Consider the following 26,797-nt stretch of genomic DNA (forward strand, 5'->3'; position numbering starts at 1 on the left):
TGAAGCGACGGGGAAAAATGCTGGCAATGGCCGGGTTGTTACTCTGCAGCGGCCTTGCCTTTGCGCAGCGACCGGCCATCGCCATCATTATTGATGACCTTGGTAACAATACCAAAGATGAACGCGCGGTAGACCTGCCTGGTGCTATTGCCTGCGCCTTCCTGCCTTATGCCCCCTATACAAAGGCCCTTGCAGGTAAGGCTCATAGCCTGAACAAGGAAGTCATGCTGCATGCGCCGATGGAATCCCTGCATGGCCATGCCATGGGTCCCGGCAGCCTGACCCTGCACATGACCGAAAAACAATTTATCAGCACTTTGCAAGAAGACCTGGCTGCGGTGCCACACGTGCAGGGTATTAATAACCACATGGGCAGCCTGCTGACACGTCACCCCGGTCACATGCTCTGGCTGATGCAGGAGATGAACCGCCACGGTGATTTGTTTTTTGTCGATAGTCGCACAACCCTTGGCAGTGTCGCGCAGAGTGTCGCGGCAGAGAACAGTATTCCAAACCTGGATCGCGACATCTTTCTCGATGCCGAACCGGGTGCTGAATTTGTTGAGAAGCAGTTTGCACGCCTGCTAAAGATCGCCCAGACGCAGGGCATGGCCCTGGCCATTGGCCATCCTTATCCCGAGACAATGAAAGTACTGGAACAGCGCCTGCAACAGCTGGATACACACGGCATTGACCTGGTCTCCGTGGCTGAACTCATTCAACGTAAAAAACAGGAGCCACCCTCATGGCAACTGTCCTCGTCCCCCTTGCACAAGGTTGCGAAGAGCTCGAAGCCGTAACCATTATTGACCTGTTACGCCGTGCCGGCATCGAGGTCATCTCGGCCGGACTCGACGACCAGCCCGTGCGTGCCAGTCGCGGCACGGTACTGATCCCCGATACCGATCTTGATAGTGCACTGCAACAGGAATTCGATATGCTCGTCCTGCCTGGTGGCCTGCCCGGTGCCGATCACCTCGACAAGGATCCGCGTATCCAGTCCCTGGTAAAGGCGATGGCGACAAAGGATAAATATATTGCCGCGATCTGCGCCGCGCCGAAGGTCCTGGTCAGCAGCGGTGTGCTGGAGAATAAAAAGGCCACCGCCTACCCGGGTGTGCTCGATGCACTGGGCAGGGCCGCCGAGGCCGAGGCGGTGGTGCAGGATGGCAAGGTCATTACCTCGCGCGGCCCCGGCACGGCGATGGACTTTGCCCTCAAACTTATAGAAGTACTGGTGGGTAAGGCGAAATGCGATGAGGTAGAGGCGGGGCTGGTTAGATAACTTGATGATTTGTAAATGGGTGTACGAATGTCACGAGAGGGCAGGCAGCCCGGAGTGAGGAGTGACTGGCCGAGAACGGCTTGCGAAATGTTGATGGATGGATGATTGATTACCAATATTGAAGTAAACAGCTCATTTAAATTTCATAGTTAGTAATGCAGAGGTCGCAAAGACGCAAAGGATGCAAAGGTTTTTAGTTAAAGGCATACAGGCGAATAAACACTATCGAGCCTGTTCTCCGGATCGATAGTGTTTTTTAATATTTTCTTTGCGACCTCTGCGTCTTTGCGCGCTTTGCGTTTATTACCAGAAAGCAAAACCTGGCTGTGTAGATCATAATGGCATAGTAGCTTTATTTACGATCAGCAAATCATCTATTTCGACCAGGTTATGAGTAATATTGCGGCACCAAGTCCGGCACTGACATAACTCACTAATGGTTCATTGGACTGAAACAGGATCGCGGCGACGATGATCAGTGCGGCACCACTGATACCTGCAACGGTGCGGCGATTGTTCTGACGCATCTCCTGACGCAATTTTACCAGTTCTTCAGACTTCCACTCGATCTCGAGTTTGCCGTCGCGTGCCTTGTCCAGTACCTCGTGCAGGAGCAGCGGTAGCTCCGGCAACTTTTCCGCCATCAGCGGTGCGTTACGACGCAGGGATTTGGCAAGGCCACGCCAGCCGACGTGTTCATTCATCCAGCGTTCGAGGAAAGGCTTGGCCGTGGTCCACAGGTCGAGGTCAGGGTAGAGCTGGCGACCGAGGCCCTCGATGTTCAACAGGGTCTTCTGTAGCAGCACCAGTTGTGGCTGGATCGGCATGTCGAAGCGACGCGCGGTCTGGAACAGACGCAGCAATAGATTACCAAATGAGATTTCCTTTAATGGCCGTTCAAAGATCGGTTCACACACGGAACGGATCGCGGCCTCAAATTCGTCGACGCGGGTAGTGCGCGGTATCCAGCCGGACTCAACATGTAACTCGGCGACGCGGGCATAGTCGCGGTTGAAAAAGGCAAGGAAGTTTTCTGCCAGGTAACGCTGGTCATCGGGGTTGAGGGTACCCATGATACCGAAGTCAACGGCGATATAACGGCCGCTGTCTTCGACAAAGATATTTCCCGGGTGCATATCGGCGTGGAAGAAGTTGTGGCGGAATACCTGGGTGAAAAAGATCTCGACGCCGCGCTCGGAGAGCTCCTTCAGGTCGATGCCCTTGGCACGCAGCGTGGCGATGTCGCTGACCACGGTACCGTGTATGCGTTCCATGACCAGCACGTTACGCCGTGCCAGTGGCCAGTAGACTTCGGGGACATACAATTTGTTCGAGCCACTAAAGTTGCGGCGCAACTGCGAGGCATTGGCGGCCTCGCGCATCAGGTCGAGTTCATCGAGGATAGTGTGTTCGTAATCGCTGACCACTTCGCGTGGCCGCAGACGGCGACCATCGGCCCAGTAAGACTCGGCGAGGCGCGCCAGTGTATGCAACAGGGACAGGTCGCGGCGGATGACCTTTTCTATGCCGGGGCGCAGCACCTTGACGATAACGCGCTTGCCGCCGGGCAGGGTGGCGGTATGCACCTGGGCAATCGAGGCCGAGGCCAGCGGGGTTTCATCAAACTCGGTAAACAACGTGTCGGTGCTCTCACCGAGCGCCTTTTCGATAATGCGGCGCGCCTCGGCACCGGGGAAGGCGGGCACATTGTCTTGCAGTTGCGCGAGTTCATCGGCGATATCATCGGGCAACAGGTCGCGACGCGTCGAGAGGATCTGGCCGAACTTGACGAAGATCGGGCCGAGGTCTTCGAGGGTGCGACGGATACGCTCACCGCGCGAGGCCCTGATGCGTCGGAACCAGGTCCACGGCGCAAAAATATACAAAAAGCGTAGCGGTCGCAGCAGGTGCGTGGCGAATACCAGTTCATCAAGGCCATGCCGGGTCAGGACAAAGTTGATATGTGCCAGACGTAGCAGTTGTCTCGGTCCAAACATTATTCGTGGTCGCTCAGGCGTTGTTATTATTCATACGTTGCTCGAAACGAGCAAGACGCAATTCAAAACGTTCAAAGTCGGCGCGTAGCATATCGACCTCATCAAGGAATTGTTCAACGTCGACGCGTTGCGGCAGTATGCGCATCTCGTGTTGTAACAGCTCGGCGAGGTCTTGTTGCAGGCTGTCGGCGGCCTGTTCGCCCCAGTTGATCAGCCCACGTACTCCGCGCCCAACCTGGTGGGCGGCGACATCGCCGACAAGCTTTGACAGCAGTTCTTCCCAGTCGATATCGATAGCGCCGAGCAGTTCCTGAATGGACTGACCGAACTCCACGTCACCGACAATCTTCACCTCACCCTTAAACATCGCATCACTCGCCTCTGTTTGCAGGGCAAGGCGGGCCAGACCAAGCGGGGTCGCGGAGATGGTCGTATCCACATGGCCCTCGGCAAAGGCGTGTACCTGCAGGCGGCCATCGACCGGTAACAGGTACACGGTCAGGTTTGGGCCACGGATGTGCAGGGCCAGGAGTTTGCCCTCGAGGGCATGAATGCGTTGTGCGGCCTGCGGGTCGAGTTGCAGCACACGATTCAGTGCTACATCGAGTGCCGACACCAGCGGCACCGGCGCTCTCACAGTTTATAACCCTTGTGCAGGGCGACCACACCGCCGGTCAGATTGTAATACTCGCAGCGTTCAAGGCCGGCCTGCTGCATCATGCCGAGCAGGGTCTCCTGATCGGGGTGCATGCGAATGGACTCGGCGAGGTAACGATAACTGTCGGCGTCATCGGTGATGAGTTTACCCATCATCGGCAAGAGCTTGAAGGAGTACAGGTCATAGGCCTTGGACAGCAGGGGCAGGGTGGGTTTGGAGAACTCAAGGATGAGTAACTTGCCACCCGGCTTGAGAACACGCTGCATGGCGCGCAGGGCCTTGTCCTTGTCGGTGACATTGCGCAGGCCGAAACCGATGGTCACGCAGTCAAAATAATTGTCCGGAAAGGGCAGCAGTTCGGCATTGGCCTGCACGTATTCGACATTACCGACGATACCCTCATCGATAAGGCGTTCACGACCGACACCGAGCATGCTGCCATTGATGTCGCTGATGACCACGCGGCCCTTTTGGCCGACACGCCTGGCCATGAGTGCGGTCAGGTCACCGGTACCCCCGGCGAGGTCCAGCACCTGCTGGCCCGGACGTAACGCGCTGACCTCGACGGTAAAACGTTTCCAGAGGCGGTGCACACCGAAAGACATGACATCGTTCATGATGTCATAACGGCTGGCGACTGAATCGAATACGCCACGAACACGGTTTTGCTTGTCCTTGCGGTCGACGGTCTCGAAACCGAAGTGCGTGGTAGGACCCTGTTGTTCGTTGCTCATGTCGTGCCCCTGTTATGGTTGGCGGGTGTTAAATATTACTCAGGTCTTTCGCCAGGTCGCGTCGTGAACGGCCAGCCGCCTTCAGGCGTTGCAGGTAGTCTTCCCACATGGCATCACGGTTCATGCCGAAATTATACAGGGTATCCCAGGCATAAATCCCGGTATCGTGGCCGTCATCGAAACGCAGCAGCACGGCATAACTGCCAACCGGCTCGATGGCCTCGATGTTGACGCCTTCCTTACCAACCTGCAACACGCCCTCACCGGGGCCATGTCCCTGTACCTCGGCGGACGGGGAGTTTACACGCAGGAATTCGCAGCTGAGTTCAAAGTGCTTGCCATCGTCGAAGGTCAGCTCGAGCATACGTGCCTGTTTGTTAAGTTTAATCTCTGTGGGTATAGGTTTTTTTGACATGGTACTTACCTCGTTGGACCCGGGCGACTACTTTCACCCCGAGAGTGTATTTAGAGTATATAACGGCTCATGTCTTCGTCACCGGCCAGTTCACCAAGGTGTTCGTCGACATAGCCACCATCAATGGTGATGCTTTCGCCAGGCTTGTCGCAGGCCTCGAAGGAGATGGTTTCCAGCAGGCGCTCCATGACCGTGTGCAGGCGGCGGGCACCGATGTTCTCGGTGGTTTCGTTGACCTGGAAGGCCATCTCGGCGATACGCGCGATGCCGTCGTCGGTGAAATGCAGCGTCACCGACTCGGTCTGCATCAGGGCGATGTACTGCTCAGTGAGCGAGGCATCCGGTTCGGTAAGGATGCGCACGAATTCTTCAGCGCCGAGGGAGTCGAGTTCGACACGGATCGGCAGGCGGCCCTGCAATTCCGGGATCAGGTCGGAGGGCTTGGTCAGGTGGAAGGCACCCGAGGCGATAAACAGGATGTGGTCGGTCTTGACCATGCCGTACTTGGTGGAGACGGTGCAGCCTTCGACCAGGGGCAGCAGGTCGCGTTGCACACCCTCGCGGGAGACATCCGGGCTGCTGCTGTGGCCGCGTTTGGCGATCTTGTCCATTTCATCGAGGAACACGATGCCGTTTTGCTCGACCGCCTCCATGGCACGGGCCTTGAGGCTGTCTTCATCGACCAGCCGTGCGGCCTCTTCCTCGATGAGGATCTTGAGGGCGTCAGACACGGCGAGTTTCTTGGTCTTGGTACGCGTGTTGCCCATGTTCTGGAACATGTCCTGCAGCTGCGAGGTCATTTCCTCCATGCCGGGCGGGGCCATGATCTCGACGCCGACACTGCTGGCGCGGGTCTCAATCTCGACTTCTTTGTCATCGAGTTTGCCCTCGCGCAGCATCTTGCGGAATTTCTGCCGGGTCTCGTTAGTGTCCTTTTCGGCGTCATCAATACCGCGCGGGGGTGGCAGCAATAGGTCGAGGATCTTGTCCTCGGCGGCGTCCTCGGCTCGATGACGGACCTTGTGGGTTTCCTGCTCACGGAACATTTTCATTGCGAGGTCTGCAAGATCGCGGATAATCGACTCCACATCGCGTCCAACATAGCCGACTTCGGTGAATTTGGTCGCTTCAACCTTCATAAACGGTGCATTCGCCAGTTTGGCAAGGCGGCGGGCGATCTCGGTCTTGCCGACCCCGGTCGGGCCGATCATGAGGATGTTCTTCGGCGTGATCTCGTTGCGCAGGCTGTCTTCAACCTGCATGCGGCGCCAGCGGTTGCGCAGGGCAATGGCTACGGCGCGTTTGGCGGCGGCCTGGCCGATGATGTGCTTGTCGAGTTCCTGCACGATCTCGCGCGGGGTCATGGATTGAGTGGTATCAGGCATAGTGCTATCGGCGACGCGACTTATTTGGCCGCGCCGTTCAGTTCTTCAATGGTCAGGTTGTCGTTGGTGTAAACGCAGATCTCGGCGGCGATCTTCAGGCCCTTTTCGACCACCTCGCGAGCCTCGAGCTCGGTATTCTGCAACAGGGCGCGGGCCGCGGCCTGGGCAAAGGGGCCGCCGGAGCCGATGGCCATGATGTTGTTTTCCGGCTCGATGACATCACCGTTGCCGGAGATGATCAGCGAGGTCTCCTTGTCGGCGACCACAAGCAGGGCCTCGAGGCGGCGCAGCATGTTGTCGGTACGCCATTGTTTGGCCAGTTCCACGGCGGCACGGGTCAGGTTACCGGAGTGTTTTTCCAGTTCGGCCTCGAAACGCTCAAAGAGGGTAAAGGCGTCGGCGGTACCGCCGGCGAAACCGGCAATGACCTGGTCGTTATAGAGGCGGCGGACCTTGCGGGCATTGCCCTTCATGACCGTGTCGCCCATGGAGACCTGGCCATCACCGCCCACGGCGACTTTGCCGTTGCGGCGCACGGAGAGGATCGTTGTGCCGTCAAACTGTTTCAAGACTGTATTCCTTAAATGAATTGCAAAAAAGGGTGGTCGATTGTACACGAGATGGGGCCGGGTATGGATTTTTTCAAGCGAATCAGGGAGTAACCCTGTACCGCAAAAGGGTTCAGGGACGCTTGCGCTTGGCCCGCGGGTGAGCGGCATCGTAGACCTTGGCGAGGTGCTGGAAATCGAGGTGGGTATAGATCTGGGTGGTGCCGATATCGGCGTGACCGAGTAGCTCCTGTACCGCACGCAGGTCGCCGCTCGATTCGAGCAGGTGGCTGGCAAAGGAATGACGCAGGCGGTGCGGGTGGACGCGGACATCGAGCCCCTGTTTCAGTCCCCACTGCTGCATGCGCTGTTCGATACCACGCCCGGACAGGCGTGTCCCGTTGCGGCTGACAAACAGGGCCTGCTCATCCGCCTTAGCCAGTCCGTCGCGCCGCCCAAGCCAGTCCTTGAGGGCCTTTATGGCAAGACGACCGACAGGCAACACGCGGGTCTTTGCGCCCTTGCCGGTGACGCGCACCAGTGCGTCGGCGTAATCGATATCGTTCAGGTCGAGACCGGCCAGTTCAGAGAGGCGCAGGCCGGAGGAGTACATGAGTTCCATGATGGCACGATCCCGGATCGACAAGGGGTCTTTGGCCTTGATCTCGAGCAGGCGATTGACCTGGTCGGCATCCAGTACCTTGGGCAGGCTGCGTTTGACCTTGGGGGCGCTGACCCCCTCGGCCGGGTTGTGTGTGACCTGTTCCTCGCGCAACAGGTAACGGAACAGGCTTCTTAGCGAAGACAGCAGGCGTGCGATACTGCGTCCATGCAGGCCCTCGCGGTGCAGCTGTGCCACCAGCGCCCGGACCTGATGGATATCCAGTTGCGGCCAGTGCTGGATGTGCCGTGCCTCGCAAAAGGCGCAGACGCGCCGCAGGTCGCGACGGTAATTAATAACTGTCTGTGGAGAAAGACGCCGTTCGAGCTCAAGGTGGCTAAAGAATTTTGTCAGCCAGTCTGTTTTGGTCTCTGGCATGTTGACGTCCGCTTACAGATGGGGGCGCAGGGTGCGGCCGACCATATCACCAATGTGACTCAGGAAAACCGTGCCCATTGCCGGATTAAAGCGTTGCTCGTCATAACTGCCGATGGCGAGCAGACCGAAGCATTCCTTGTCGCATACCGGCACCAGCGCCGCCGAGGCGATATCCGTGGCGGCATCGACAAACAGGAAGCGAGCCTGGGCCTCATCGAGCGCGCCACAGAGCGGCTTCTTCTGGCGGAAGAACTTGCTGAATAATTGCTCGAGCATCTCGTCACGAGTGATAAACGCAACATCATTGACGTCACTGGCCTGTTCTGGCGAGTTGAACAGGCGCAGGACAACGCTGTCGGCGAGGAATTCACTGCGCAAGCTATCTTGTACGGCATAGAAAACCTCATCGAGCGAGGTGGTTTCCATCAGGGCCAGTGCCATCTTCTGGATGCGGGCATTGAGTTTGTCGTTGTCGCGGGCGATTTGGATCAGGTTATTGAGTTTTTGTTCCAGCTTCTGATTATTGTCACGCAGGATATTGACCTGGCGTTCAATCAGGGAGACGGCGGTACCACTTGGGTGTGGCAGGCGCATCTCGGCGAGCAGGTTGATGTTATTCTCAAAAAAGCGTGGGTGCTTTTGTAAAAATTCGGCCACATCCTTCTCGGAGGCGCCATCGATATTCAGGTCTTTTCCCTGGTGTGAGCTCATATTTCTATCTGGCCATCAAATACATGGGTGGCGGGGCCGGTCATCCAGACAGGGCTGTCGTCACCTGCCCAGCTGATCTGCAGCGTGCCGCCGCGTAAAGCTAGGGCTACCTTATCATCAACCAGCCCCTGTTGACGAGCGACAACCATCGCCGCGCAGGCACCACTGCCGCAGGCCTCGGTTTCTCCGGCGCCGCGTTCATAGACGCGCAGGCGCATATGTGTACGGTCTACGACCTCGGCAAAGCCGACGTTAACCCGATTGGGAAAATCGGGGTGCGCCTCGAGCCGTGGTCCGAGCTCGGCCACCGGTGCGCTATCGACATTATCGACAAAAAGCACGGCATGCGGGTTGCCCATGGAGACGGCAGAAAAGTGGACTATCTCATCATCAATGTTCAGGCTGTACTCGGTCTCAACCGTATCATGGTGCATGGGGATATCGGCCGGTGCAAAGCGTGGTTGGCCCATGTTGACGGTCACCTCACCATTGGCCTCGACCTGCAGGCTGATACGGCCGGAGGCCGTATCGACGAGAATGGTGTTGTTGTCGGTTAGCCCCTTGTCACGGACGAAACGGGCAAAGCAGCGCGCACCATTGCCACACTGTTCTACCTCGCCGCCATCGGCATTGTAGATGCGATAAAAGAATTCGCTGTCGCTTTGCTGCGGCCTCTCAACAATCAATAGCTGGTCACAACCGATGCCGCGGTGGCGATCGGCAAGGTGACGGACCTGTTCCGTATCGAGCGATACAGACTGGTTGATGGCATCGATAACGACAAAGTCATTACCCAGTCCATGCATTTTGCTGAAGTTGAGTATCATGTTGCCAAGGGTAGCGCGCCCGCCCGGTTTTGCAAAGCTATTGTGTATAAAACAAAAAAATGCAATGGACAGGATTCACTGGATTAACGTGATATTTTGAGTGTAAATAAATACGTCGTTTTTTAATCCAGTGAATCCGGTCCAAATAGATTTTGCTCTTAGTCCGGTCTTAATCGGGCAACAGATGTTCGCCCCTGGTGAGGTCGGCGAGGCTTTCTCGCTCACGGATCACATGCACCTTGTCGGCATCGATCATGACCTCGGCGGCGCGCGGTCGTGAGTTGTAATTCGAACTCATGCTAAAGCCATAGGCACCGGAAGAGCGTACCGCGAGCAGGTCGCCTTGCTGCAGGGCCAGCAGACGCTGTTTGCCGAGGAAGTCTCCGGTCTCACAGACCGGGCCGACGATGTCATACATCTGCGCCATCGGTGCCGGCCGTGGGCAGACAGCATCTATAGCCTGCCAGGCACCATACAACGAGGGTCGCATCAGGTCGTTCATGGCCGCATCGACAATGGCAAAGTTACGTTCATCGCCGTGTTTGAGGAACTCGACCCGGGTCAGCAGCACACCGGCATTGCCGACAATGGCCCGGCCCGGTTCAATAATGATTTCCTGCGGGCGGTTGCCGAGTACCTCTGTAATCGTCCTGGCATAGTCAGCCGGGCTCGGCGGGGTCTCGTTGGCATAACAAATACCGACACCGCCACCGATGTCGATGTGCTGCAGGCTGATGCCACCTGCGGCGAGTGTGTCGACCAGCGTCAGGGTGCGGGCCAGCGCCTCGGCAAACGGCGACAGCTCGGTCAGTTGCGAGCCGATATGGCAGTCAATACCGTGGATCTGGAGGTGTTCCAGTTCGGCGGCACGGGCATAGGCATCGGCGGCCTTTTCAATGGGAATACCGAACTTGTTCTCTTTCAGGCCGGTGGAAATATACGGGTGCGTGCCGGCATCGATGTCCGGGTTGACGCGTAGCGAGACGGGCGCGGTCTTGCCGACTCGCCCGGCAACCTGGTTGATACGCTCCAGTTCTGCTTCGGATTCGACATTGAAACAGCGAATACCCACCTCGAGTGCACGGGCGATCTCGTCCGGGCGCTTGCCGACGCCGGAGAAGACCACGCGGGAGGCATCACCGCCAGCGGCGAGTACACGCTCAAGCTCGCCGACCGAGACGATGTCAAAGCCCGAGCCAAGGCGGGCGAGGATGTTCAGCACCGCGAGGTTAGAGTTGGCCTTGACCGCGTAGCAGACCAGGTGGGCGCGCCCGGCAAAGGCCGCATCAAAGGCGCGCCACTGGCTCTCGATGGCCGCGCGCGAGTAGACATAACACGGGGTGCCACACTGCGCGGCGACCGCCTCCAGCGAAACAGCCTCGGCGTGCAGCACCTTGTCTGCATAGGCAAAAAAGTCAGTCATGGACGTCGATCAGGCCTGGGTGTGTTGCGTCTGCTTGGCCACAGGCAGATATAAATCGCCCTTTTGGCCACAGGCCGTGAGCAGTGGCAGGCTGAGCAGTAGGGCAAAAACAAGTCGGCCGAGTCTTTTGTTATTCATTACGCGATACCATATAAAGGTGACTTGTGCGGGAGTATACCAAACGGCGCGGCTCGCGCACGCGGCTACGTGTTTCGCTATATTGGGGTCCTGTCGACGAGAATGACCTCAGCCAACAGATAAAAGGTGCAGTTTGCAGTTAAGGACCCATATATTCCTGCGTGTCGCCCTGGCCATCCTCCTGCCGATGACCTTGCTGGTCTTTGCCGCGACCTATTACAGCGAGCAACGCTACCGGCAGGAGGTCGAGGCCGGGCTGAACGGCAGCCTGAACACGATCATCGCCGAGATCGACCGTCGCCTGGTCTATGAGCGTGAGACCTTCCGCGCCCTGGTGAATGCACCGGTCTTTGAACAGTACCTGCCGGTTATGCACGATGCCAACGAGGGGCGCTTGCACGCCGAGTTCTTTGCCCGCACGGAACAGATCAACGGTTTTCTCGAAACCTTTCAGCAGATCGTGCCTTCACTACATACCCTGCGCATCCTCGATTCGCAGGCCAATACCCTGGTTAAGGTGCGCTACGGTCAGCGTAGTCCGGCACTGTTCGATGGTATCGAGAGCTTTCCCCTCGCAGAGGAAGAGATCGATGATGAGGAATACCTGGAACGGCTTTATACATTACCGAATAACGAGATCGGCGTCACCTTGTTAACCCAATCACGACTCGAACAGGAAGAGGACGGTAGCCTGCCGATGCTTGATTACATCATGCCGATTGCCCGTGATGGCGAGTTTCTTGGTTATGTCGTGGTGAACATACTTGGTGACCAGATTGATCGCATACTTGACCTGGCACCACGACCCAATAAAGGTCAGTTAATGATCGCGGAGATCAATCCCGAGGATCGGGACCGTAATGGTGTGATCCTTTATGACGATGCAGCTAAGTTACGATTTGTTGACGTAAAGTCACAGCAACGTCGCCTGCAGGATCTGTTTGCCGGCCAGCTTTATGATGCGGTACAGGAGTTTCCCTATGGCAGAATCAAGACCAGCCAGGGGCAGGAAGAAATCTATTACATCGAGTACTTGCCCTACCCGGACCTGCTGGTGCACTGGGTTGTGGCCTTGCGCATCGACAGCCAGGCGATTAGCGCACCCTTTGATCGTTTTCGTATTGCGATTGCAACTTTTGCCTTTATCGGCGTGCTGGTGAGCTTGTGGCTGGCCGGCATAACAGCGGGGCGGATCGCGAGGCCGATTACCCGGCTTGCACAAACCTTAAAGAATTATGCTAACGGTGATAACAAGGCACGTAGTCGGCAAACGGGTAGTGATGAAGTGCAGCAGCTGGCAGAATCATTTAATTATATGGCCGACACACTTGATCGTGCCGCTGCAGATCGTGATCAGGCACAACATATTATGTTGCAACAGGCCAAGCTGGCGAGTATTGGGCAGATGGCGGCGGGCATTGGACATGAGCTGAATAATCCGCTGAATAACATTTTGACGATTAGTAAATTACTTGAACGCGACAATAAAGATAAGGATCCGGGTTTGCATCAGGATATCGAATCCCTGCGTGATGAAACACTTCGCGCCTCGGAGATCGTCAAGGGCGTGCTCAACTTTGCCCGCCAGGTGCCACCGCAATTTTCATGTTTCAGTATTCGGGAATGGCTGAAAAATACCGTGTCCCTGGTTCAGCAGCAGGCCAGATCACAACATATTAATCTGTATATAGACTGTGAAAATGATTTGAATATTACCGGTGACCGTGCACAGTTACAGCAGGTGCTGATTAATCTGCTATTAAACGCTATACAGGCCAGCGAAAGAGGTGCGAAAATTATAATCGAGACAGAGGTTTCTGATAAGAAATGTGTGGTAAGCGTAAAAGATGAGGGTGACGGTATCGCTGAAGAGGATCTGGAAAAAGTTTTTGACCCGTTCTTTACCCGCAAAGTGGTGGGTGAGGGTAATGGTCTTGGTCTATCGATAAGCCTTGGCATCATGGAACAGCATGGGGGTAGTCTTGATATTGTTAATAACTTGGACAAAGGGGTGACAGCAAGCATGCGCCTGCCAATAGAGTGTTGCGAGGTGGAACATGGCTGAAAAAGAAAAAAGGCCATTGATACTCTTTATTGATGATGACGTGCGCGCCGGCGAACTCATGCAACGCTTTATGGCAGATTCGCCATACCGTTGTGAAGTCTTTCAGAATCCGGACTTTGCGATCGAATATTTTAACGAGCACGGCGCAGACCTGATCATTACCGATCTGCGTATGCCGGGCATGACCGGTATGGAAGTGCTGGCCGAGGTCAAGTCACAGAATGCCGATACGCCGGTGATAATAATCACAGCATTTTCGACGGTGGATAATGCGATTGAGGCCATGCGTCTGGGGGCCACAGATTTTATTAAAAAGCCCTATGACATGGATGAATTATTTGTCTTGATTAACAAGACACTTCAGCATCATCATCTCGAACAGGAAAATCTGTTACTCAAACGTCAGCTTAGTGACGAAAAAAACCGTTATGGCATGATCGGCCATAGCCAGGCCATGCAGGATGTCTATGCCCTGATTGAAAAAATCGCCGACATTCGTTGTAACGTAATCATTGAGGGTGAGTCGGGCTGTGGCAAGGAACTGGCCGCGCGTGCCATCCATTACCAAAGTCGCGATGCGGAAAAACCCTTTATCGTCATTGACTGTGGTTCACTGTCAGACACCCTGCTCGAGTCTGAGTTGTTTGGCCATGAAAAGGGTGCCTTTACCGGCGCCACGCAAAGCAAGCCGGGTATGCTGGAAATGGCTTCGGGCGGAACCGTGTTCCTTGATGAAATCTGTAATATTTCCGACGCCATGCAAACCAAACTCATGCGCGTAGTCCAGGAACAAACCCTGCAACGTGTCGGTGGGGTAAAGCCAATTCAAATCGATGTGCGTTTTCTTGTCGCTACCAACCGCAACCTCGAGGAGATGGTGGCACAGCAACGCTTTCGGCATGACCTTTATCACCGCCTCAATGTGGTGAAACTGCGCCTACCGTCATTGCGTGAACGGCGTGATGATATCCCCGAGTTAATCCAGCATTTTGTCGAGCACTTCGCCGAACGCTTCCAGCGTGAGGTAAGAGGCTTTGATGCCGCCTCGGTGCAACAGTTATGCGAGTACGATTGGCCGGGTAATGTACGCGAGTTGCGTAATCTCGTGGAACGTCATGTGGCCTTGGCCGATGGCCCGGAGTTGCATCTCGAGAGCCTGCCGGTCATGCCGCGGGGCGAGGCGATTGATAGTGATAACCCGACACTCGAGGAACTGGAGCAGCGTTATATCCTCAAGCTACTCGATAAGTTTGACGGTAACCGGGAAAAGACCGCGGCCGCGCTAGGGGTCAACAAGTCGACGTTGTGGCGGCGCCTGCAACAATACCAGGCCGTGGGTGAGTAAAGCAGAGACCGGGAAAAACTAAAATTGCAATGCGGGGATTGCATATTGCAATCTGCAACGGGTAGAATTAACGAATATATCATCAGTAAAATCACTATCTATATGATTATTAAGTGAATAATAAAGTTGGTACGCGAATTGCGATAGAGTAAGTGAGAGCAAATTTTATTTTAGGAGTTATAAGCGATGATTGAATCACGTCGTACATTTTTAAAAGGCAGTATGGCCGGCAGTGCCATTGCTGTGGCAGTGGGCGCAGGCCTGCTGACCCCGCAAAGCGTCCTCGCGGCCTGGCCGAAAGAGGCCTTTGAAGCCAAGGGCGTGGATAACGCCATGAGCACCCTGTTCGGCAGCAAAGATTCAGCCGCCAGCAAGGACATCAAGATCAAGGCCCCGGACATTGCCGAAAACGGCGCCGTGGTCCCGGTCAGCATCACCGCCGCGCAGTCCGGCATCGAAAGCATCTCCATCCTGGCGGCGGCCAACGCCTCGCCACTGTGTGCGAGCTTCGACATGGGCGCCAACGCCGAAGGCTATGTCTCCACCCGCATCAAGATGGGCAAGACCTCCAAGGTCATCGCCGTCGTCAAGGCCGGTGGCAAAGTCTACAGCGCCAGCAAAGACGTCAAGGTCACCATCGGCGGCTGCGGCGGCTAAGGCAAACAGGAATTTAAGAGGAAACTATCATGGCAAAAGGTATCAAAATCCGCGCCACGGCAAAGAAAGACTCCACCACGGTCAAGGCCCTGATGAGTCATCCGATGGACACGGGTCTGCGTAAAGACAAAAAAACTGGCAAGGTGATCCCCGCGCACTTCATTCAAGAAGTGAAGTGTGAGCACAACGGCAACGCCGTGCTGACCGCCCTGTGGGGTCCGGCGATCTCGAAGAACCCGTACCTGTCGTTCAAGTTCAAGGGCGGCAACAAGGGTGACAGCATCAAGATCAGCTGGGTCGACAACAAGGGTGAAAGTGCTTCCCAGGAAGCTCAGATCCGTTAAGTATTGCTTGTTTTACCCGTAAAAAAGGCCGCCTTGTGCGGCCTTTTTTTATGAAAAAAATATACCGCAAAGGATGATGCATCAGGGCTCGGGGTGTACTACTTGACTACGCGTAAAAGAAAATACGCTACACTCTGCAAATGAGAGCGGTAAAGTCACTCCTGATTCTGTTAACACTTATAACAAACCCCGTGTGTGCAAAGATAATGAATGCCCCCCTGGAAACAATAGAAATCAATCCGCCTGAGAAGGCTGATGCCGTGGTGATCTGGTTGCATGGCCTGGGTGCTGACGGTCATGACTTTGAGGCCATTGTGCCTGAGCTGGCCCTGCCACAATCTGCCAGGATACGCTTTGTCTTCCCGCATGCACCGCTGCGACCTATTACAATTAATGGTGGTTATGTTATGCGTGGCTGGTATGACATTGCACAGGCTGATCTCGGTGCACAGCAGGATGCCGAGGGTATCAGGGTATCGCAACGACAGCTTGAGGCACTGATAGAAGCCGAAATAGCCGCGGGTATTCCGGCTCACAGGATCATCCTGGCCGGGTTTTCGCAGGGCGGGGTGACCATCCTGCACACCGGTTTGCGCTACCCGGTACGCCTGGGCGGATTGATGGTGTTATCCGCTTATGTACCACTGGCAGAAACGCTGCAGACAGAGCGACATGCCGCCAATCAGGAGACGCCAGTATTTATGGCCCATGGCAGGAATGATGACATCATCCCCTTTGCCCTGGCTGAGCAATCACGCGAACAACTTATCAAGCTTGGCTATCAAGTAGAGTGGCATGGCTATACGATGCCGCATGGCGTCCTGCCGGAAGAGATCGAAGATATCGCGAGTTGGCTGCGTAAGGTCCTGAAGCTGGACTGATCAGTCCCTTTGCCAGACCAGGATACGGTTGTTGGCCGGCATTTCATGGTCGTTGCGTAAAGAAAGCCCGATTTGCCGGGCGAGCGCATCAAGCGCTTCAAAATCACGGATGCCGCTTTGCGGGTCACGTTGTTTTAGCCAGACATCAAAGCGGGCGTTACTCTCGCTGCTATAGTCTCCAGCGTAGTTAAACGGGCCATACAGGCAGAGTAAACCCTTTTCTTCCAGAATCTCGCCAATACCATTAAACATGGCCTCGACGGCAGGCCAGCCCATAATGTGTACGGCATTGGCGCTGAATACGCCGTCAAATTGCCTCTCGGGCCATGTATCGGCGAGGACATCGAGTTGCAGGGGTGGCGGGGTGTTAGCCAGGTTGGTCTCGTCCAGCCAGGTACGGATGCCGGCAAGGGTTTCTGCGCGGTCACTGCATTGCCAGACCAGGTGGGGGAGGTGTCGGGCAAAGAATACGGCGTGTTGCCCGGTACCACTGCCAACTTCAAGCACACGGCCTGTATGGGCAAATTCTTCACGCAGGATATCGAGGATCACCTGCTTGTTCTGCTCGCAGGGCTCGGCAAAGGGTTTGTTGGGCATGGCCTTAAGACAAAACAGCCGGTGCGAACACCGGCTGTGATGCAAGGATTGTCGTTATCGATTAATTAATGACGCGCCAGGTACCGTTTTCGCGGCAGGCGGTACCGGTGGCCGTTTCACGGCGGCCGTCTATAACAACATCAGTCGTGTATTCACGGCAAGCATTACCGCTGGCCGAATTATAGGTTTTGGTGGGTGTAACGGTATAGGCATTGCCCGAATCCGGGTTACGCCAGCTACTGGCCTGGTTGGTCGGGTTGTTTTCGAGGGCGTTGTAGGCCTTCTGGCGGTCGACTTCATCCATGGTCTTGCCGATCTTGCCGCCGAAATAGGCGCCGGCCAGGGTTCCGGCAATGATCGCCGCGGTACGGCCCTTGCCCTTACCGACCTGGGAACCGAGTACGCCACCGAGCACGCCGCCCACGACTGTGCCGGTGCCTTCACTGCTGGGGGTGGACTGGCAGCCAAGCAGCGACAAGGTCATGATGCTGGCAAACAGGGTGATTAGCGTTTTCTTTAACATGGTAATTCCCTCTGGGTGGTTCATTAAATAGTCAGTTATCGAGCTAACAAATTGGACCAGCAAGGCGGTCGCGGGTTCAAAAAGAAGATGGGTAAATTCTGTTACAATTTTTTTAATAGAACAAGAGAAATAGTTGGCATAAATGGAGCTTATTGAAACTCTTTATAGGCAATCGTGGATACTCCCTACATCCTCGATGCGGAGCTGCAGGATACGGCGAAAGGCCTCGGGGTCTTTGATGTGCGTCAATTCGCCCTCTTTCGGAAAGTGCTTGTCCAAAAGGCGTGAAAGCCAGAAGCGTAGCGCCGCGGCACGTAACATGACCGGCCAAGCGGATTTTTCTGCGTCATTGAGTGGCCGCTGCGAGGTATAGCTACCGAGCATGGCGGCCAGGCGTTTAGCATCCAGTGAACCGTCGCCGTTTGAGCACCAGTCATTTACCGTCACGGCCAGGTCGTAAATCAGCACATCGTTACAGGCATAATAAAAATCAATAATCCCGGTCAGTTCATCACCGACGAACAGGGCATTGTCACGGAACAGGTCGGCATGGATCACGCCTGTCGGCAGCTCATCGTGGCGATGGCTGTCCTGAAAGGCCAGCTCGCTATCCAGGAGGTCGCGTTCACTACTGCTCAGGTGCCCATGCAGGGCCTTGGCCGTCTCATGCCACCAATGCGGACCGCGGACATTTTCACGTCGCCCCGTAAACTGATGGCCGACGGCATGCAGGCGGCCGAGGGCGGCACCGAGGGCTCGACACTGCGCGACATTCGGTTGTTCGACCCCGGCACCGTTAAGGCGGTCGACGAGGGCGGCAGGCTTGTCCTTGAGCTGTCGCAGGTAATGCCCGTTTCGATCGGCTACGGGATGCGCACTGGGCACCTCGTGCTCGGCAAGGAATGCCATTAAATCAAGGAAGTAGGGGAGCTCATCGGCACTGAGTTGTTCAAAAATGGTCAGTACATAACGACCATTGCTGGTGGTAACAAAATAGTTGGTATTTTCAATGCCGGCAGTGATGCCATGAAAGTCGGTAAGTGTTCCTACATTATAATTTTGCAGGAAGGCCTCAAGCTCGTCTTGCTCGATGAGTGTGTAAACAGACATAGTTGTAATGAATAACTGATAGTGCCAAACGGCTTGCCTTTACAGCCCGGCCGTCTCGACACATGATTATTTCCAGCTAAAGATTATCCACTGCGGGACTTGCATGCCGCGCTCGATATCATTGTTGCGGGTTTCCAGGTCACCATCACCATCGGTATCGATCAGGTAGTAGGCGGGACCGCTCTTGGGTGTGATCTTCACGGCATAGACACGGCCATTGACGCTGTATTGCTCAATGCGCTCTTTGCCATTTTCGATAATGGTCACATCCGGCTCAATCGCCTCGCCACTTTGCACGCGCGGTGGTGGTGGTGGCACGATGGCATCTTCAGGGACCTTATTGTCCGCATGGGCGGACAGGCTGAGGCCGCTGGCAAGCAGCAGGCTGGCGAATGTCTTGATTCCGTATGGCATGATCATTTCCTGTTTCTTGGATAGGCCCATTATAACGCTACAATTCGAGCAGAATCTCCTGTTCTTCGGCAGAAGGCTCAAATCCGCGTGATCCATAATGCTCAAAGATAGCATCCACGACCTCTTGCGGCTTGTCGAGTACCCTGAACAGTTTGAGGTCCTCCTGGCTAATTGTCCCTTCCTCGACCATGGTATTGGCAAACCAGTCGATCAAGCCGCTCCAGAAGGTGCTATCGACGAGGATCACCGGGATGCGGCGGGTCTTGCCAGTCTGCACCAGGGTCAGGATCTCGGCCAGCTCGTCGAGGGTGCCGAAGCCCCCGGGCAGGACGACGTAGGCCGAGGCATATTTAACAAACATGACCTTGCGCGAAAAAAAGTGTCTAAAATGCAGCGGAATGTCCTGATAAGCGTTGTCAGTCTGTTCATGCGGCAGGAGGATATTCAGGCCGATACTTGGCGATTTACCGGCATAGGCACCCTTGTTGGCGGCCTCCATGATACCGGGGCCGCCGCCGCTGACCACGGAAAAGCCGGCATCCGACAGCAGGCGCGCGATCGCTTCGGCCTGCCGGTAGGAGGGGTGCCCGGGGGCCGTGCGGGCTGAGCCGAAAATGCTCACCGAGGGCTTGATACGCGCCAGTCGCTCAAAGCCTTCGACAAACTCGGCCATGATCTGGAAGATCTTCCAGGATTCGCGAGTCAGCTGCGCATCATTGATCGGCGACATGCCCGGGTGAGCGGATTTCGGTTTTTTTTCCATATACTGACGTCCTTATTTCTCTGCCTGCCGGCGTGTAATCATGCAGGCTTTCCGACATAATCAATCACTCGCGGCCAGGCGCCGTTCTCTATTTTTAATTAAAGCATTTCCACACCGAATACGCATGACTAAAACCACGAAAAAACCACTCATCCTCGTCGACGGCTCTTCGTATTTGTACCGCGCTTTCCACGCCATGCCTTCGCTGACCAATTCGCAAGGCCAGCCTACCGGGGCGATTTACGGGGTTATTAACATGTTACGCCGCCTGTTGCGCGAACATGAGCCGCAACACATCGCCGTGGTCTTTGATGCCAAGGGCAAGACCTTTCGCGATGCGATGTATAAGGAGTACAAGGCCCACCGACCGCCGATGCCGGATGAGCTGCGTGGTCAGATCCAGCCTATTCACGACATCATCAAGGCCATGGGGTTGCCGATCCTGGTCGTAGATGGCGTCGAGGCTGATGATGTGATCGGCACCCTGGCCGTTGAGGCGAGCAGACAGGGTATGCCGACACTGATATCCACTGGCGACAAGGATATGGCACAGTTGGTGGATGATTCGGTGACCCTGGTTAACACCATGACCGAACTCGTCTCCGACCCGGCGATGGTCGAGGAAAAGTTTGGCGTGCGCCCGGATCAGATCATCGATTACCTCACCCTCATCGGCGACAAGGTCGATAACGTGCCGGGTGTGCCCAAGGTCGGGCCGAAGACGGCGGTGAAGTGGCTGGCCGAATACGGCGATCTGGAAACCATCATGGCCAATGCCGATCAGATCAAGGGCAAGGTGGGTGAATACCTGCGCGACAGCCTCGAGCAGTTACCGCTGTCAAAGCAGCTCGTGACCATCAAGTGCGATGTCGAACTGGGTGATGGGCCGAACAGTTTGCAGCGCCAGCCGGTGGATAGCGAGGCCCTGCGTGAGCTGTACAGCCAGTTTGAATTCAAGACCTGGCTGGCCGAGTCGCTTGAGAGTGGCGATAAAAAGCATGGCAATCCCGCAGCGAATGCCACCAAGGCTGAGTATGTAACGGTTTTAAAGAAAAAAGAGTTTAATGCCTGGTTGAAGCAGTTGCAGGCGGCAGGCCTGTTCGCCTTTGATACCGAGACCACCAGCCTGGATTATATGCAGGCCGAGATCGTCGGGGTATCGTTTGCCATTGAAAGTGGCAAGGCGGCTTATGTGCCGGTTGCACACGATTATGAAGGCGCGCCTGTGCAGCTTGAGCGTGACTGGGTGCTCGAACAACTACGGCCATTACTGGAAAATCCAAAGCAGGCCAAGCTCGGTCAGAACCTCAAGTACGACATGAATGTGTTGGCAAATTACGGTATTCGCCTGCAAGGTATCGCACACGACACCATGCTCGAGTCTTATGTGCTCGACAGTACCGCCACCCGTCATGATATGGATTCACTGGCGCTGAAATACCTGTCATACAAGGCCATTTCTTATGAAGACGTTGCCGGCAAGGGCAAGTCGCAGGTGACCTTTAATAAAGTCGACCTTGAAACCGCCGCACCGTATGCTGCTGAAGATGCCGACATCACCCTGCGCCTGCATGAAAGCCTGTGGCCAAGACTGAAAGGCGATGCCCCCTTGCAGTCCGTGTATCGTGATATGGAAATCCCCTTGGTGACGGTATTGGCAGACATAGAGCGTAACGGTGTGCTGGTTGATGCCAAGATGCTGGGTAAGCAAAGCGAGCTGCTGGCAACGCGCCTAATGGAGATCGAAGCCGCCGCCTATAATGAGGCCGGTGAAGAATTTAACCTGAGTTCACCTAAACAGATTCAAACCATTCTGTTTGAGAAACAGGGTTTGCCGGTGTTAAAGAAAACACCCAAGGGACAACCGTCAACCGCCGAGAATGTCTTGCAGGAACTTGCCGAGGATTACGATTTTGCGCTGCCGAAACTGATTCTTGAGCATCGAGGGTTGAGTAAACTCAAATCGACCTATACCGATAAACTGCCCTTGATGATCAATGCAAAAACGGGTCGCGTCCACACCTCTTATCATCAGGCCGTGGCGGCGACCGGGCGACTTTCGTCGAGTGACCCGAACTTGCAAAACATTCCGGTACGCAGCGAAGAGGGGCGGCGAATCCGCCAGGCCTTTATTGCACCGAAGGGCCACAAGATTGTTGCCGCTGACTATTCGCAGATTGAGTTACGTATCATGGCGCACCTGTCGGGCGATCAGGGCCTGTTAACCGCCTTTGCCGAGGGCGAGGATGTACATCGTGCCACCGCCGCCGAGGTGTTCGGGGTCGGTCGTGACGCCGTCACGTCCGGCCAACGACGCAGTGCCAAGGCGATCAATTTCGGTTTGATCTATGGCATGTCGGCCTTTGGCCTGGCCAGACAACTCGATGTCAGTCGTGGTGAGGCGCAAAACTATATCGATCTGTATTTTGCCCGCTACCCCGGTGTTAAAAACTTTATGGAAGAAACCCGCGAGCGTGCACGTGAGCAAGGTTACGTTGAGACGGTGTTTGGCCGTCGCCTCTATGTACCGGACATCAAGGCCTCGAACATGCAGCGCCGCCAGTATGCCGAGCGTACCGCGATCAATGCCCCCATGCAGGGGACCGCGGCGGATATTATCAAACATGCCATGATCGCCTGCGCCAACTGGATTGGGCGTGATAACAGACAAGTACGTATGATCATGCAGGTTCACGATGAACTCGTGTTTGAAATCGCCGAGGCCGCTGCAGATGAGGCGGTCGGCCAGATCACGGCTTGCATGAGCCAGGCCGCCGAACTGGCCGTGCCACTCGAGGTCTCGGTAGGCATGGGTAAGAACTGGGACGAGGCCCATTAAAAATTTGCAGGTAGACGTGGGAACTTTTCTCCCCCTGGGGCATCTTATTTGTATACGCCATTTGGCGTCTTTCCGGCCCACTCCCTGGTCGGAAGGAAGGTTCGGCCCCCCTCATTGCCGAACTTTTATTTTGGCCCCGTTCACCCCCCTGAACGGGGCTTTTTTATGCCGCTAATTTATTTCGTTGGCGCACCCAACCAGTTTGCAATATGCTCGCGGGCCTCTTCAACCCCTTGTTTATTAAGGGAAGAAAACAACTGCACGGTACTATTAGGATAGTCCTTATTCAGTTGATGACGAAGTTTTTGCAGTATCCCGCCGCCGGCACCGCGTGAGAGTTTGTCGGCCTTGGTGAGGAGGATATGCACGGGTAGCTTGGAGGATTGGCACCAATCGAGCAATTGGCGGTCATACTCTTTAAGTGGATGACGGATATCCATAAGCAGGATCAGGCCCCGTAAGGCCTGGCGCTTTTCGAGATAGAGGGTAAGTTCACGCTGCCACTCCTGCTTGACCCGTTCAGGGACCTTGGCGAAACCATAGCCGGGCAGATCAACCAGCCGGCGTTCGTCATCAAGGGCAAAAAAATTGATTAACTGGGTGCGTCCAGGTGTCTTACTGGTACGTGCGAGGCTGCGAACACCGCTAATGGTATTCAGTGCACTGGACTTGCCGGCGTTGGAACGTCCGGCAAAGGCCACTTCGGCACCACTGTCGGCGGGGCACTGATTGAAGCGTTGAGCGCTAACCAGGAAGTTGGCGCGTGAAAAATCGATCATAGTCCGAACCGGGGCATAATTGAATGAAGGGCGTAATTTACTGTAAATATTGGTAAAAATACAGAAAAACCGAATTGTACGGAGGGTTTTCAGGTTGACCGCGACAAGCCCCCTCTGGTATATATTCAGGCCATTTTTGCGCACCGTGAGCGGCGCGGGTCAGCGAAGCCGTTTCTGCACACAAAGGGGCAGGGCGGCGCGGCCCAGATGACAGAATTTTTAGCTAACTAGAGCCCCTTGTGGGCAGGAGTAAAACGATGAAAAAGACAGTATTGTTTGCAGCCCTGGCTGTTGTGAGTGTTTCTGCACAGGCTACAGATATACAGGCCGGCAAGAAGACGTATGACACAGCCTGTTTTGCCTGTCATGCTACGGGCGCCGCGAATGCCCCGAAGGTGGGTGACAAGGCTGCATGGAAAGACCGCATCGCCCTGGGCGAAAAGATGATGAATGAGCATGCCATCAAGGGCTACCAGGGCAAGAAGGGTTTCATGCCTGCCAAGGGTGGTCGTTCTGACCTGACCGATGAGGCCGTCAAGGATGCCGTTGCTTACATGATTTCACAAAGTAAATAAGCGTTAATACCGGTGCTGCCGGTGAATATATTTAAGGTGTACATCACATGATGAAGCGAATCGCAACAGTTGCCATGTTATTGGGTATGGTCAGCACAGCTTGGGCAGCCGGTGACCCTGTCATCGGTAAACAAAAGGCCGCCCTTTGTATTGGTTGTCACGGCGTTGACGGCAACAGCTCAAACCCGGATTGGCCAAACCTGGCCGGTCAGCATGCCGAGTATCTGGCCAAGCAGATCAATGATTATAAATCCCAGGCACGTAAAGACCCTACCATGAATGCCATGGTGGCCAGTCTCAGTGCTGACGATACTGCAAACATTGCGGCGTTCTTTGCCAGTAACAAGGTAAATATCACGGGTGCGAACAAGGGCTCGATTGAGCTGGGCAAAAAAATCTACCGTGGCGGTATCGCCAAGCGTGGTATTGCCGCCTGTGCCAGTTGTCATGGCCCAAGCGGTGCCGGTAATCCGGCCGCCAAGTTCCCGGCCGTATCCGGTCAGCACGCCAAGTACACTGCCAAGGCCCTTAACGATTTTGCTTCGGGTGCCCGCAGTAATGACCCACAGAGCATGATGCGTGATGTCGCTGGCAAGTTGAAGGCAAACGAAATCAAGGCTGTGGCGGAATACATCGCTGGCCTGCATTAATCAATGGCATGATAGTTGTGAAAAAGGGTGGTCTCGTGCCACCCTTTTTTGTTGAAGGCATAAAAAACCATAAATACCGTGACACAATTGAGTAAAGCAAAAAACAAAAAACCGACAGGCGCTATTCTGCTTGAGTTCCTGGGTTCCATGAACCTGGCCATTACCGTGCTGGTGACGATCGCGATCGCCTCGGTGATTGGAACGGTGTTGCAGCAAAACAAGCCCTACGAAGATTATATTATCAAGTTCGGCCCTTTCTGGCACGATACCTTCAAGACGATTGGATTGTACGATGTGTACAGCGTCTGGTGGTTTTTGCTCTTACTCGGGTTTTTGCTTCTGTCGACGAGTGTTTGTGTCTATCGCAACGGTCCGACCATGTTGCGCGAGATGAAGCAGTTCCGGCTCAATGCGGCGCGTAATTCCCTCAAGGCATTTCATCATCAGACCAGCTGGCAGTTAACGCAATCAGAGGATGAGAGTATCAGGCTGATCACCTCGCAGTTGGAAAACGAGGGTTTCAAGGTTCGTCGTAAACAACATGATGATCATGTCTTGTTGGCCGCCATGAAGGGAGGGGTTAACCGTCTTGGCTATCTATTCACACATATTGCAATCGTTGTGATCTGTGTTGGCGCGTTGGTCGATGGTAACCTGCCACTACGTCTGGCGATGCTGAGTCATGACATTGAAATTGAAACACGCAACATCCCCGCCTCGCAGGTACCGAAAAAAAGTGTTCTGGGTAACGATAACCCGGCCTTCCGCGGTGCGGTAAGTATCAACGAAGGCGAATCGGCGAATATTGTATTCATCAACATTCGCGATGGTTACCTTGTGCAAAAGCTGCCGTTTTCTGTCGAGCTGAAAGATTTTCGTATTGAGCACTATGCAACCGGACAACCCAAGTCGTTTGAAAGTGATCTGGTTATTTATGATAAGGATCTGCAAGAACCGCTACAACAGACTATCGCCGTAAACCACCCGCTGATCTATAAAGGCTATCGTATCTTTCAGGCCAGCTTCAGTGATGGGGGTTCCAAGCTGGTGATGAAGGCCTGGCCGCTGAGGGATAACGGCCTGGAGACACTGGAGTTGAAGGGCGATGTTTTCGGCAAGTTACCACTACAGGTCGGTGATGATGTCATGACGATTGAGTTGACCGAATTCCGCAAATTCAATATCAATCCGGTAACAGGCGAAGACGGCAAGACTGAGCAGAAGAACTTTGGCCCCAGTTTTGGCTATAAGCTGCGTGATCAGAGTGGTCAGGCCCGCGAGTTTATTAATTATATGTCACCGATTCAGCAGCAAGGCCGCTGGTATTATTTGAGTGGTGTGCGTGAAAGTGTGGCTGATCCGTTCCGCTATCTGTATATCCCGACGGATAGTGATACCAGTATTAATCGTTTTATGAAATTCCGCGCCTTGCTACTCGATGCCGACCGTGTGCAAAAGGCTGCCGAGTTAACAGTGAAGGACTTATTGCTTGATGTTAAACAGGCCGAGGATCAGGTACAGCAGGGCATGGTCACTACGGCCAATCGCCTGGTTACGATGTATGCGGCGAATGGTCTGACAGCGGTAACGAAGTTTATCGATACCAATATCCCTGAAGGTCAGCGAGAAGTGGCCGCACAGGCCTATTTTAATATGCTGCGCACGGTGCTTGGTAACCTTTATGTAGAGATACTGGAAGAAGAGGGCGTAGACCTGCAGCAGGGACTCACTGAGAGCGATTCGATCTTCTTTGATGACGCCATTAGCGTTATGGGTAATCTTGAGGCCTATGACACCCCCCTTTATCTGCAGCTGACGGATTTCGAACATATTCAGGCATCGGGCCTGCAGATTACCCGTGCACCGGGTAAGGATACCGTCTATCTGGGCTGTGTTATGCTGATTATGGGTATTTTTATGATGTTCTATATCCAGCACCGCCGGTGTTGGGCATGGGTCGGCAAGACCGACAATGGTACGGAAGTGATCTTTGCCGGTTCGAGTAACCGCAATGAACGTGATTTCGCCGAGGACTTTGCCCGTATCAGTGGGCGAGTCGCCGCACGGCTGGGGCTGAATAAACAGGAGTGAGGTG

General features: G+C 54.9%; 28 protein-coding genes. 11 read left to right on the forward strand and 17 right to left on the reverse strand.

Annotation, left to right across the window (positions count from 1 at the left end):
• Positions 1–26: 26 nt before the first annotated feature.
• Positions 27–800 carry a divergent polysaccharide deacetylase family protein gene (locus EL386_RS00205; protein ID WP_232020217.1) on the forward strand — a complete coding sequence of 258 codons (774 nt, stop codon included), beginning with the start codon at positions 27–29 and terminating at the stop codon, positions 798–800.
• Complete coding sequence (locus EL386_RS00210; protein WP_126452112.1) at positions 746–1,285, forward strand: DJ-1 family glyoxalase III; 540 nt, start codon at positions 746–748, stop codon at positions 1,283–1,285. Before EL386_RS00205 ends, EL386_RS00210 begins: the two co-directional genes overlap by 55 nt.
• A 374-nt stretch (positions 1,286–1,659) precedes the next feature.
• Here EL386_RS00210 and ubiB read toward each other — a convergent pair whose 3' ends face one another.
• The 11 genes from ubiB to lptM all read right to left on the reverse strand — a co-directional run bounded on the left by ubiB (position 1,660) and on the right by lptM (position 11,160).
• Positions 1,660–3,282, reverse strand: coding sequence for a ubiquinone biosynthesis regulatory protein kinase UbiB (gene ubiB, locus EL386_RS00215; protein ID WP_126452114.1), 1,623 nt, complete (start codon positions 3,280–3,282; stop codon positions 1,660–1,662).
• Positions 3,283–3,295: 13 nt separating this feature from the next.
• A complete protein-coding gene (locus EL386_RS00220; RefSeq protein ID WP_126452116.1) occupies positions 3,296–3,919 on the reverse strand; it encodes a ubiquinone biosynthesis accessory factor UbiJ in 624 nt (207 codons plus the stop codon).
• Positions 3,916–4,674: a bifunctional demethylmenaquinone methyltransferase/2-methoxy-6-polyprenyl-1,4-benzoquinol methylase UbiE gene (gene ubiE / locus EL386_RS00225; RefSeq protein WP_126452118.1), complete on the reverse strand. Its 759-nt coding sequence runs from the start codon at positions 4,672–4,674 to the stop codon at positions 3,916–3,918. The genes EL386_RS00220 and ubiE overlap by 4 nt, the downstream gene beginning before the upstream one ends.
• A 28-nt stretch (positions 4,675–4,702) precedes the next feature.
• The gene (locus EL386_RS00230) at positions 4,703–5,089 is read right to left on the reverse strand and encodes a gamma-butyrobetaine hydroxylase family protein (RefSeq protein ID WP_126452120.1); all 387 of its coding nucleotides are present in this window, start codon (positions 5,087–5,089) and stop codon (positions 4,703–4,705) included.
• Between the two features lie 50 nt (positions 5,090–5,139).
• Positions 5,140–6,474 carry an ATP-dependent protease ATPase subunit HslU gene (gene hslU / locus EL386_RS00235; RefSeq protein ID WP_126452122.1) on the reverse strand — a complete coding sequence of 445 codons (1,335 nt, stop codon included), beginning with the start codon at positions 6,472–6,474 and terminating at the stop codon, positions 5,140–5,142.
• Positions 6,475–6,494: 20 nt separating this feature from the next.
• A complete protein-coding gene (gene hslV / locus EL386_RS00240; RefSeq protein ID WP_126452124.1) occupies positions 6,495–7,043 on the reverse strand; it encodes an ATP-dependent protease subunit HslV in 549 nt (182 codons plus the stop codon).
• A 112-nt stretch (positions 7,044–7,155) separates the two neighbouring features.
• On the reverse strand, positions 7,156–8,061 hold the full coding sequence (gene xerC / locus EL386_RS00245; RefSeq protein WP_126452126.1) for a tyrosine recombinase XerC: 906 nt from the start codon (positions 8,059–8,061) through the stop codon (positions 7,156–7,158).
• A 12-nt stretch (positions 8,062–8,073) separates the two neighbouring features.
• Positions 8,074–8,772 (reverse strand): DUF484 family protein, encoded by a 699-nt coding sequence (locus EL386_RS00250; RefSeq protein ID WP_126452128.1) that lies wholly within the window; start codon positions 8,770–8,772, stop codon positions 8,074–8,076.
• Positions 8,769–9,599: a diaminopimelate epimerase gene (dapF, locus tag EL386_RS00255; RefSeq protein WP_126452130.1), complete on the reverse strand. Its 831-nt coding sequence runs from the start codon at positions 9,597–9,599 to the stop codon at positions 8,769–8,771. Before dapF ends, EL386_RS00250 begins: the two co-directional genes overlap by 4 nt.
• A 169-nt stretch (positions 9,600–9,768) precedes the next feature.
• Positions 9,769–11,022, reverse strand: a complete 1,254-nt coding sequence (lysA, locus tag EL386_RS00260; RefSeq protein ID WP_126452132.1) for a diaminopimelate decarboxylase — start codon at positions 11,020–11,022, stop codon at positions 9,769–9,771.
• A 9-nt stretch (positions 11,023–11,031) separates the two neighbouring features.
• Positions 11,032–11,160 carry an LPS translocon maturation chaperone LptM gene (gene lptM, locus EL386_RS00265; protein WP_126452134.1) on the reverse strand — a complete coding sequence of 43 codons (129 nt, stop codon included), beginning with the start codon at positions 11,158–11,160 and terminating at the stop codon, positions 11,032–11,034.
• A gap of 133 nt (positions 11,161–11,293) precedes the next feature.
• Between lptM and EL386_RS00270 the strand changes: the two genes are divergently transcribed.
• The 5 genes from EL386_RS00270 to EL386_RS00290 all read left to right on the forward strand — a co-directional run bounded on the left by EL386_RS00270 (position 11,294) and on the right by EL386_RS00290 (position 16,452).
• Entirely contained in the window at positions 11,294–13,225 is a 1,932-nt protein-coding gene (locus EL386_RS00270) for a sensor histidine kinase (RefSeq protein ID WP_126452137.1), read from the forward strand.
• Entirely contained in the window at positions 13,218–14,570 is a 1,353-nt protein-coding gene (locus EL386_RS00275; RefSeq protein WP_126452139.1) for a sigma-54-dependent transcriptional regulator, read from the forward strand. The genes EL386_RS00270 and EL386_RS00275 overlap by 8 nt, the downstream gene beginning before the upstream one ends.
• A gap of 186 nt (positions 14,571–14,756) precedes the next feature.
• A complete protein-coding gene (gene soxY / locus EL386_RS00280) occupies positions 14,757–15,227 on the forward strand; it encodes a thiosulfate oxidation carrier protein SoxY (RefSeq protein WP_126452141.1) in 471 nt (156 codons plus the stop codon).
• A gap of 29 nt (positions 15,228–15,256) precedes the next feature.
• Entirely contained in the window at positions 15,257–15,571 is a 315-nt protein-coding gene (gene soxZ, locus EL386_RS00285; RefSeq protein WP_126452143.1) for a thiosulfate oxidation carrier complex protein SoxZ, read from the forward strand.
• 206 nt (positions 15,572–15,777) lie between these two features.
• Positions 15,778–16,452, forward strand: a complete 675-nt coding sequence (locus EL386_RS00290; RefSeq protein ID WP_126452145.1) for an alpha/beta hydrolase — start codon at positions 15,778–15,780, stop codon at positions 16,450–16,452.
• Here EL386_RS00290 and EL386_RS00295 read toward each other — a convergent pair whose 3' ends face one another.
• The 5 genes from EL386_RS00295 to EL386_RS00315 form a co-directional block, all read right to left on the reverse strand.
• Entirely contained in the window at positions 16,453–17,049 is a 597-nt protein-coding gene (locus tag EL386_RS00295; protein ID WP_126452147.1) for a DUF938 domain-containing protein, read from the reverse strand.
• Positions 17,050–17,110: 61 nt separating this feature from the next.
• Complete coding sequence (locus EL386_RS00300) at positions 17,111–17,572, reverse strand: RT0821/Lpp0805 family surface protein (protein WP_126452149.1); 462 nt, start codon at positions 17,570–17,572, stop codon at positions 17,111–17,113.
• 162 nt (positions 17,573–17,734) lie between these two features.
• On the reverse strand, positions 17,735–18,682 hold the full coding sequence (locus EL386_RS00305; RefSeq protein WP_126452151.1) for a homoserine kinase: 948 nt from the start codon (positions 18,680–18,682) through the stop codon (positions 17,735–17,737).
• Between the two features lie 66 nt (positions 18,683–18,748).
• Positions 18,749–19,096 (reverse strand): DUF2782 domain-containing protein, encoded by a 348-nt coding sequence (locus EL386_RS00310; protein ID WP_126452153.1) that lies wholly within the window; start codon positions 19,094–19,096, stop codon positions 18,749–18,751.
• 37 nt (positions 19,097–19,133) lie between these two features.
• A complete protein-coding gene (locus tag EL386_RS00315; RefSeq protein ID WP_126452155.1) occupies positions 19,134–19,859 on the reverse strand; it encodes an LOG family protein in 726 nt (241 codons plus the stop codon).
• A 124-nt stretch (positions 19,860–19,983) separates the two neighbouring features.
• Here EL386_RS00315 and polA point away from each other — a divergent pair, with 124 nt between their 5' ends.
• Positions 19,984–22,698, forward strand: a complete 2,715-nt coding sequence (polA, locus tag EL386_RS00320) for a DNA polymerase I (protein ID WP_126452157.1) — start codon at positions 19,984–19,986, stop codon at positions 22,696–22,698.
• 176 nt (positions 22,699–22,874) lie between these two features.
• On the opposite strand, the gene yihA is transcribed toward polA, so the two are convergent.
• Positions 22,875–23,477 (reverse strand): ribosome biogenesis GTP-binding protein YihA/YsxC, encoded by a 603-nt coding sequence (gene yihA, locus EL386_RS00325; protein ID WP_126452159.1) that lies wholly within the window; start codon positions 23,475–23,477, stop codon positions 22,875–22,877.
• Between the two features lie 257 nt (positions 23,478–23,734).
• On the opposite strand from yihA, the gene EL386_RS00330 reads away from it, so the two are divergent.
• From EL386_RS00330 to EL386_RS00340, 3 genes are all read left to right on the forward strand, one after another.
• Complete coding sequence (locus tag EL386_RS00330; RefSeq protein ID WP_126452161.1) at positions 23,735–24,052, forward strand: c-type cytochrome; 318 nt, start codon at positions 23,735–23,737, stop codon at positions 24,050–24,052.
• A 47-nt stretch (positions 24,053–24,099) separates the two neighbouring features.
• The gene (locus EL386_RS00335) at positions 24,100–24,702 is read left to right on the forward strand and encodes a c-type cytochrome (protein ID WP_126452163.1); all 603 of its coding nucleotides are present in this window, start codon (positions 24,100–24,102) and stop codon (positions 24,700–24,702) included.
• Positions 24,703–24,780: 78 nt separating this feature from the next.
• The gene (locus EL386_RS00340; protein ID WP_126452164.1) at positions 24,781–26,793 is read left to right on the forward strand and encodes a cytochrome c biogenesis protein ResB; all 2,013 of its coding nucleotides are present in this window, start codon (positions 24,781–24,783) and stop codon (positions 26,791–26,793) included.
• The last annotated feature ends 4 nt before the right edge of the window (positions 26,794–26,797 follow it).

Source organism: Sulfuriflexus mobilis, from assembly GCF_003967195.1.
GTDB lineage: Bacteria > Pseudomonadota > Gammaproteobacteria > AKS1 > AKS1 > Sulfuriflexus > Sulfuriflexus mobilis.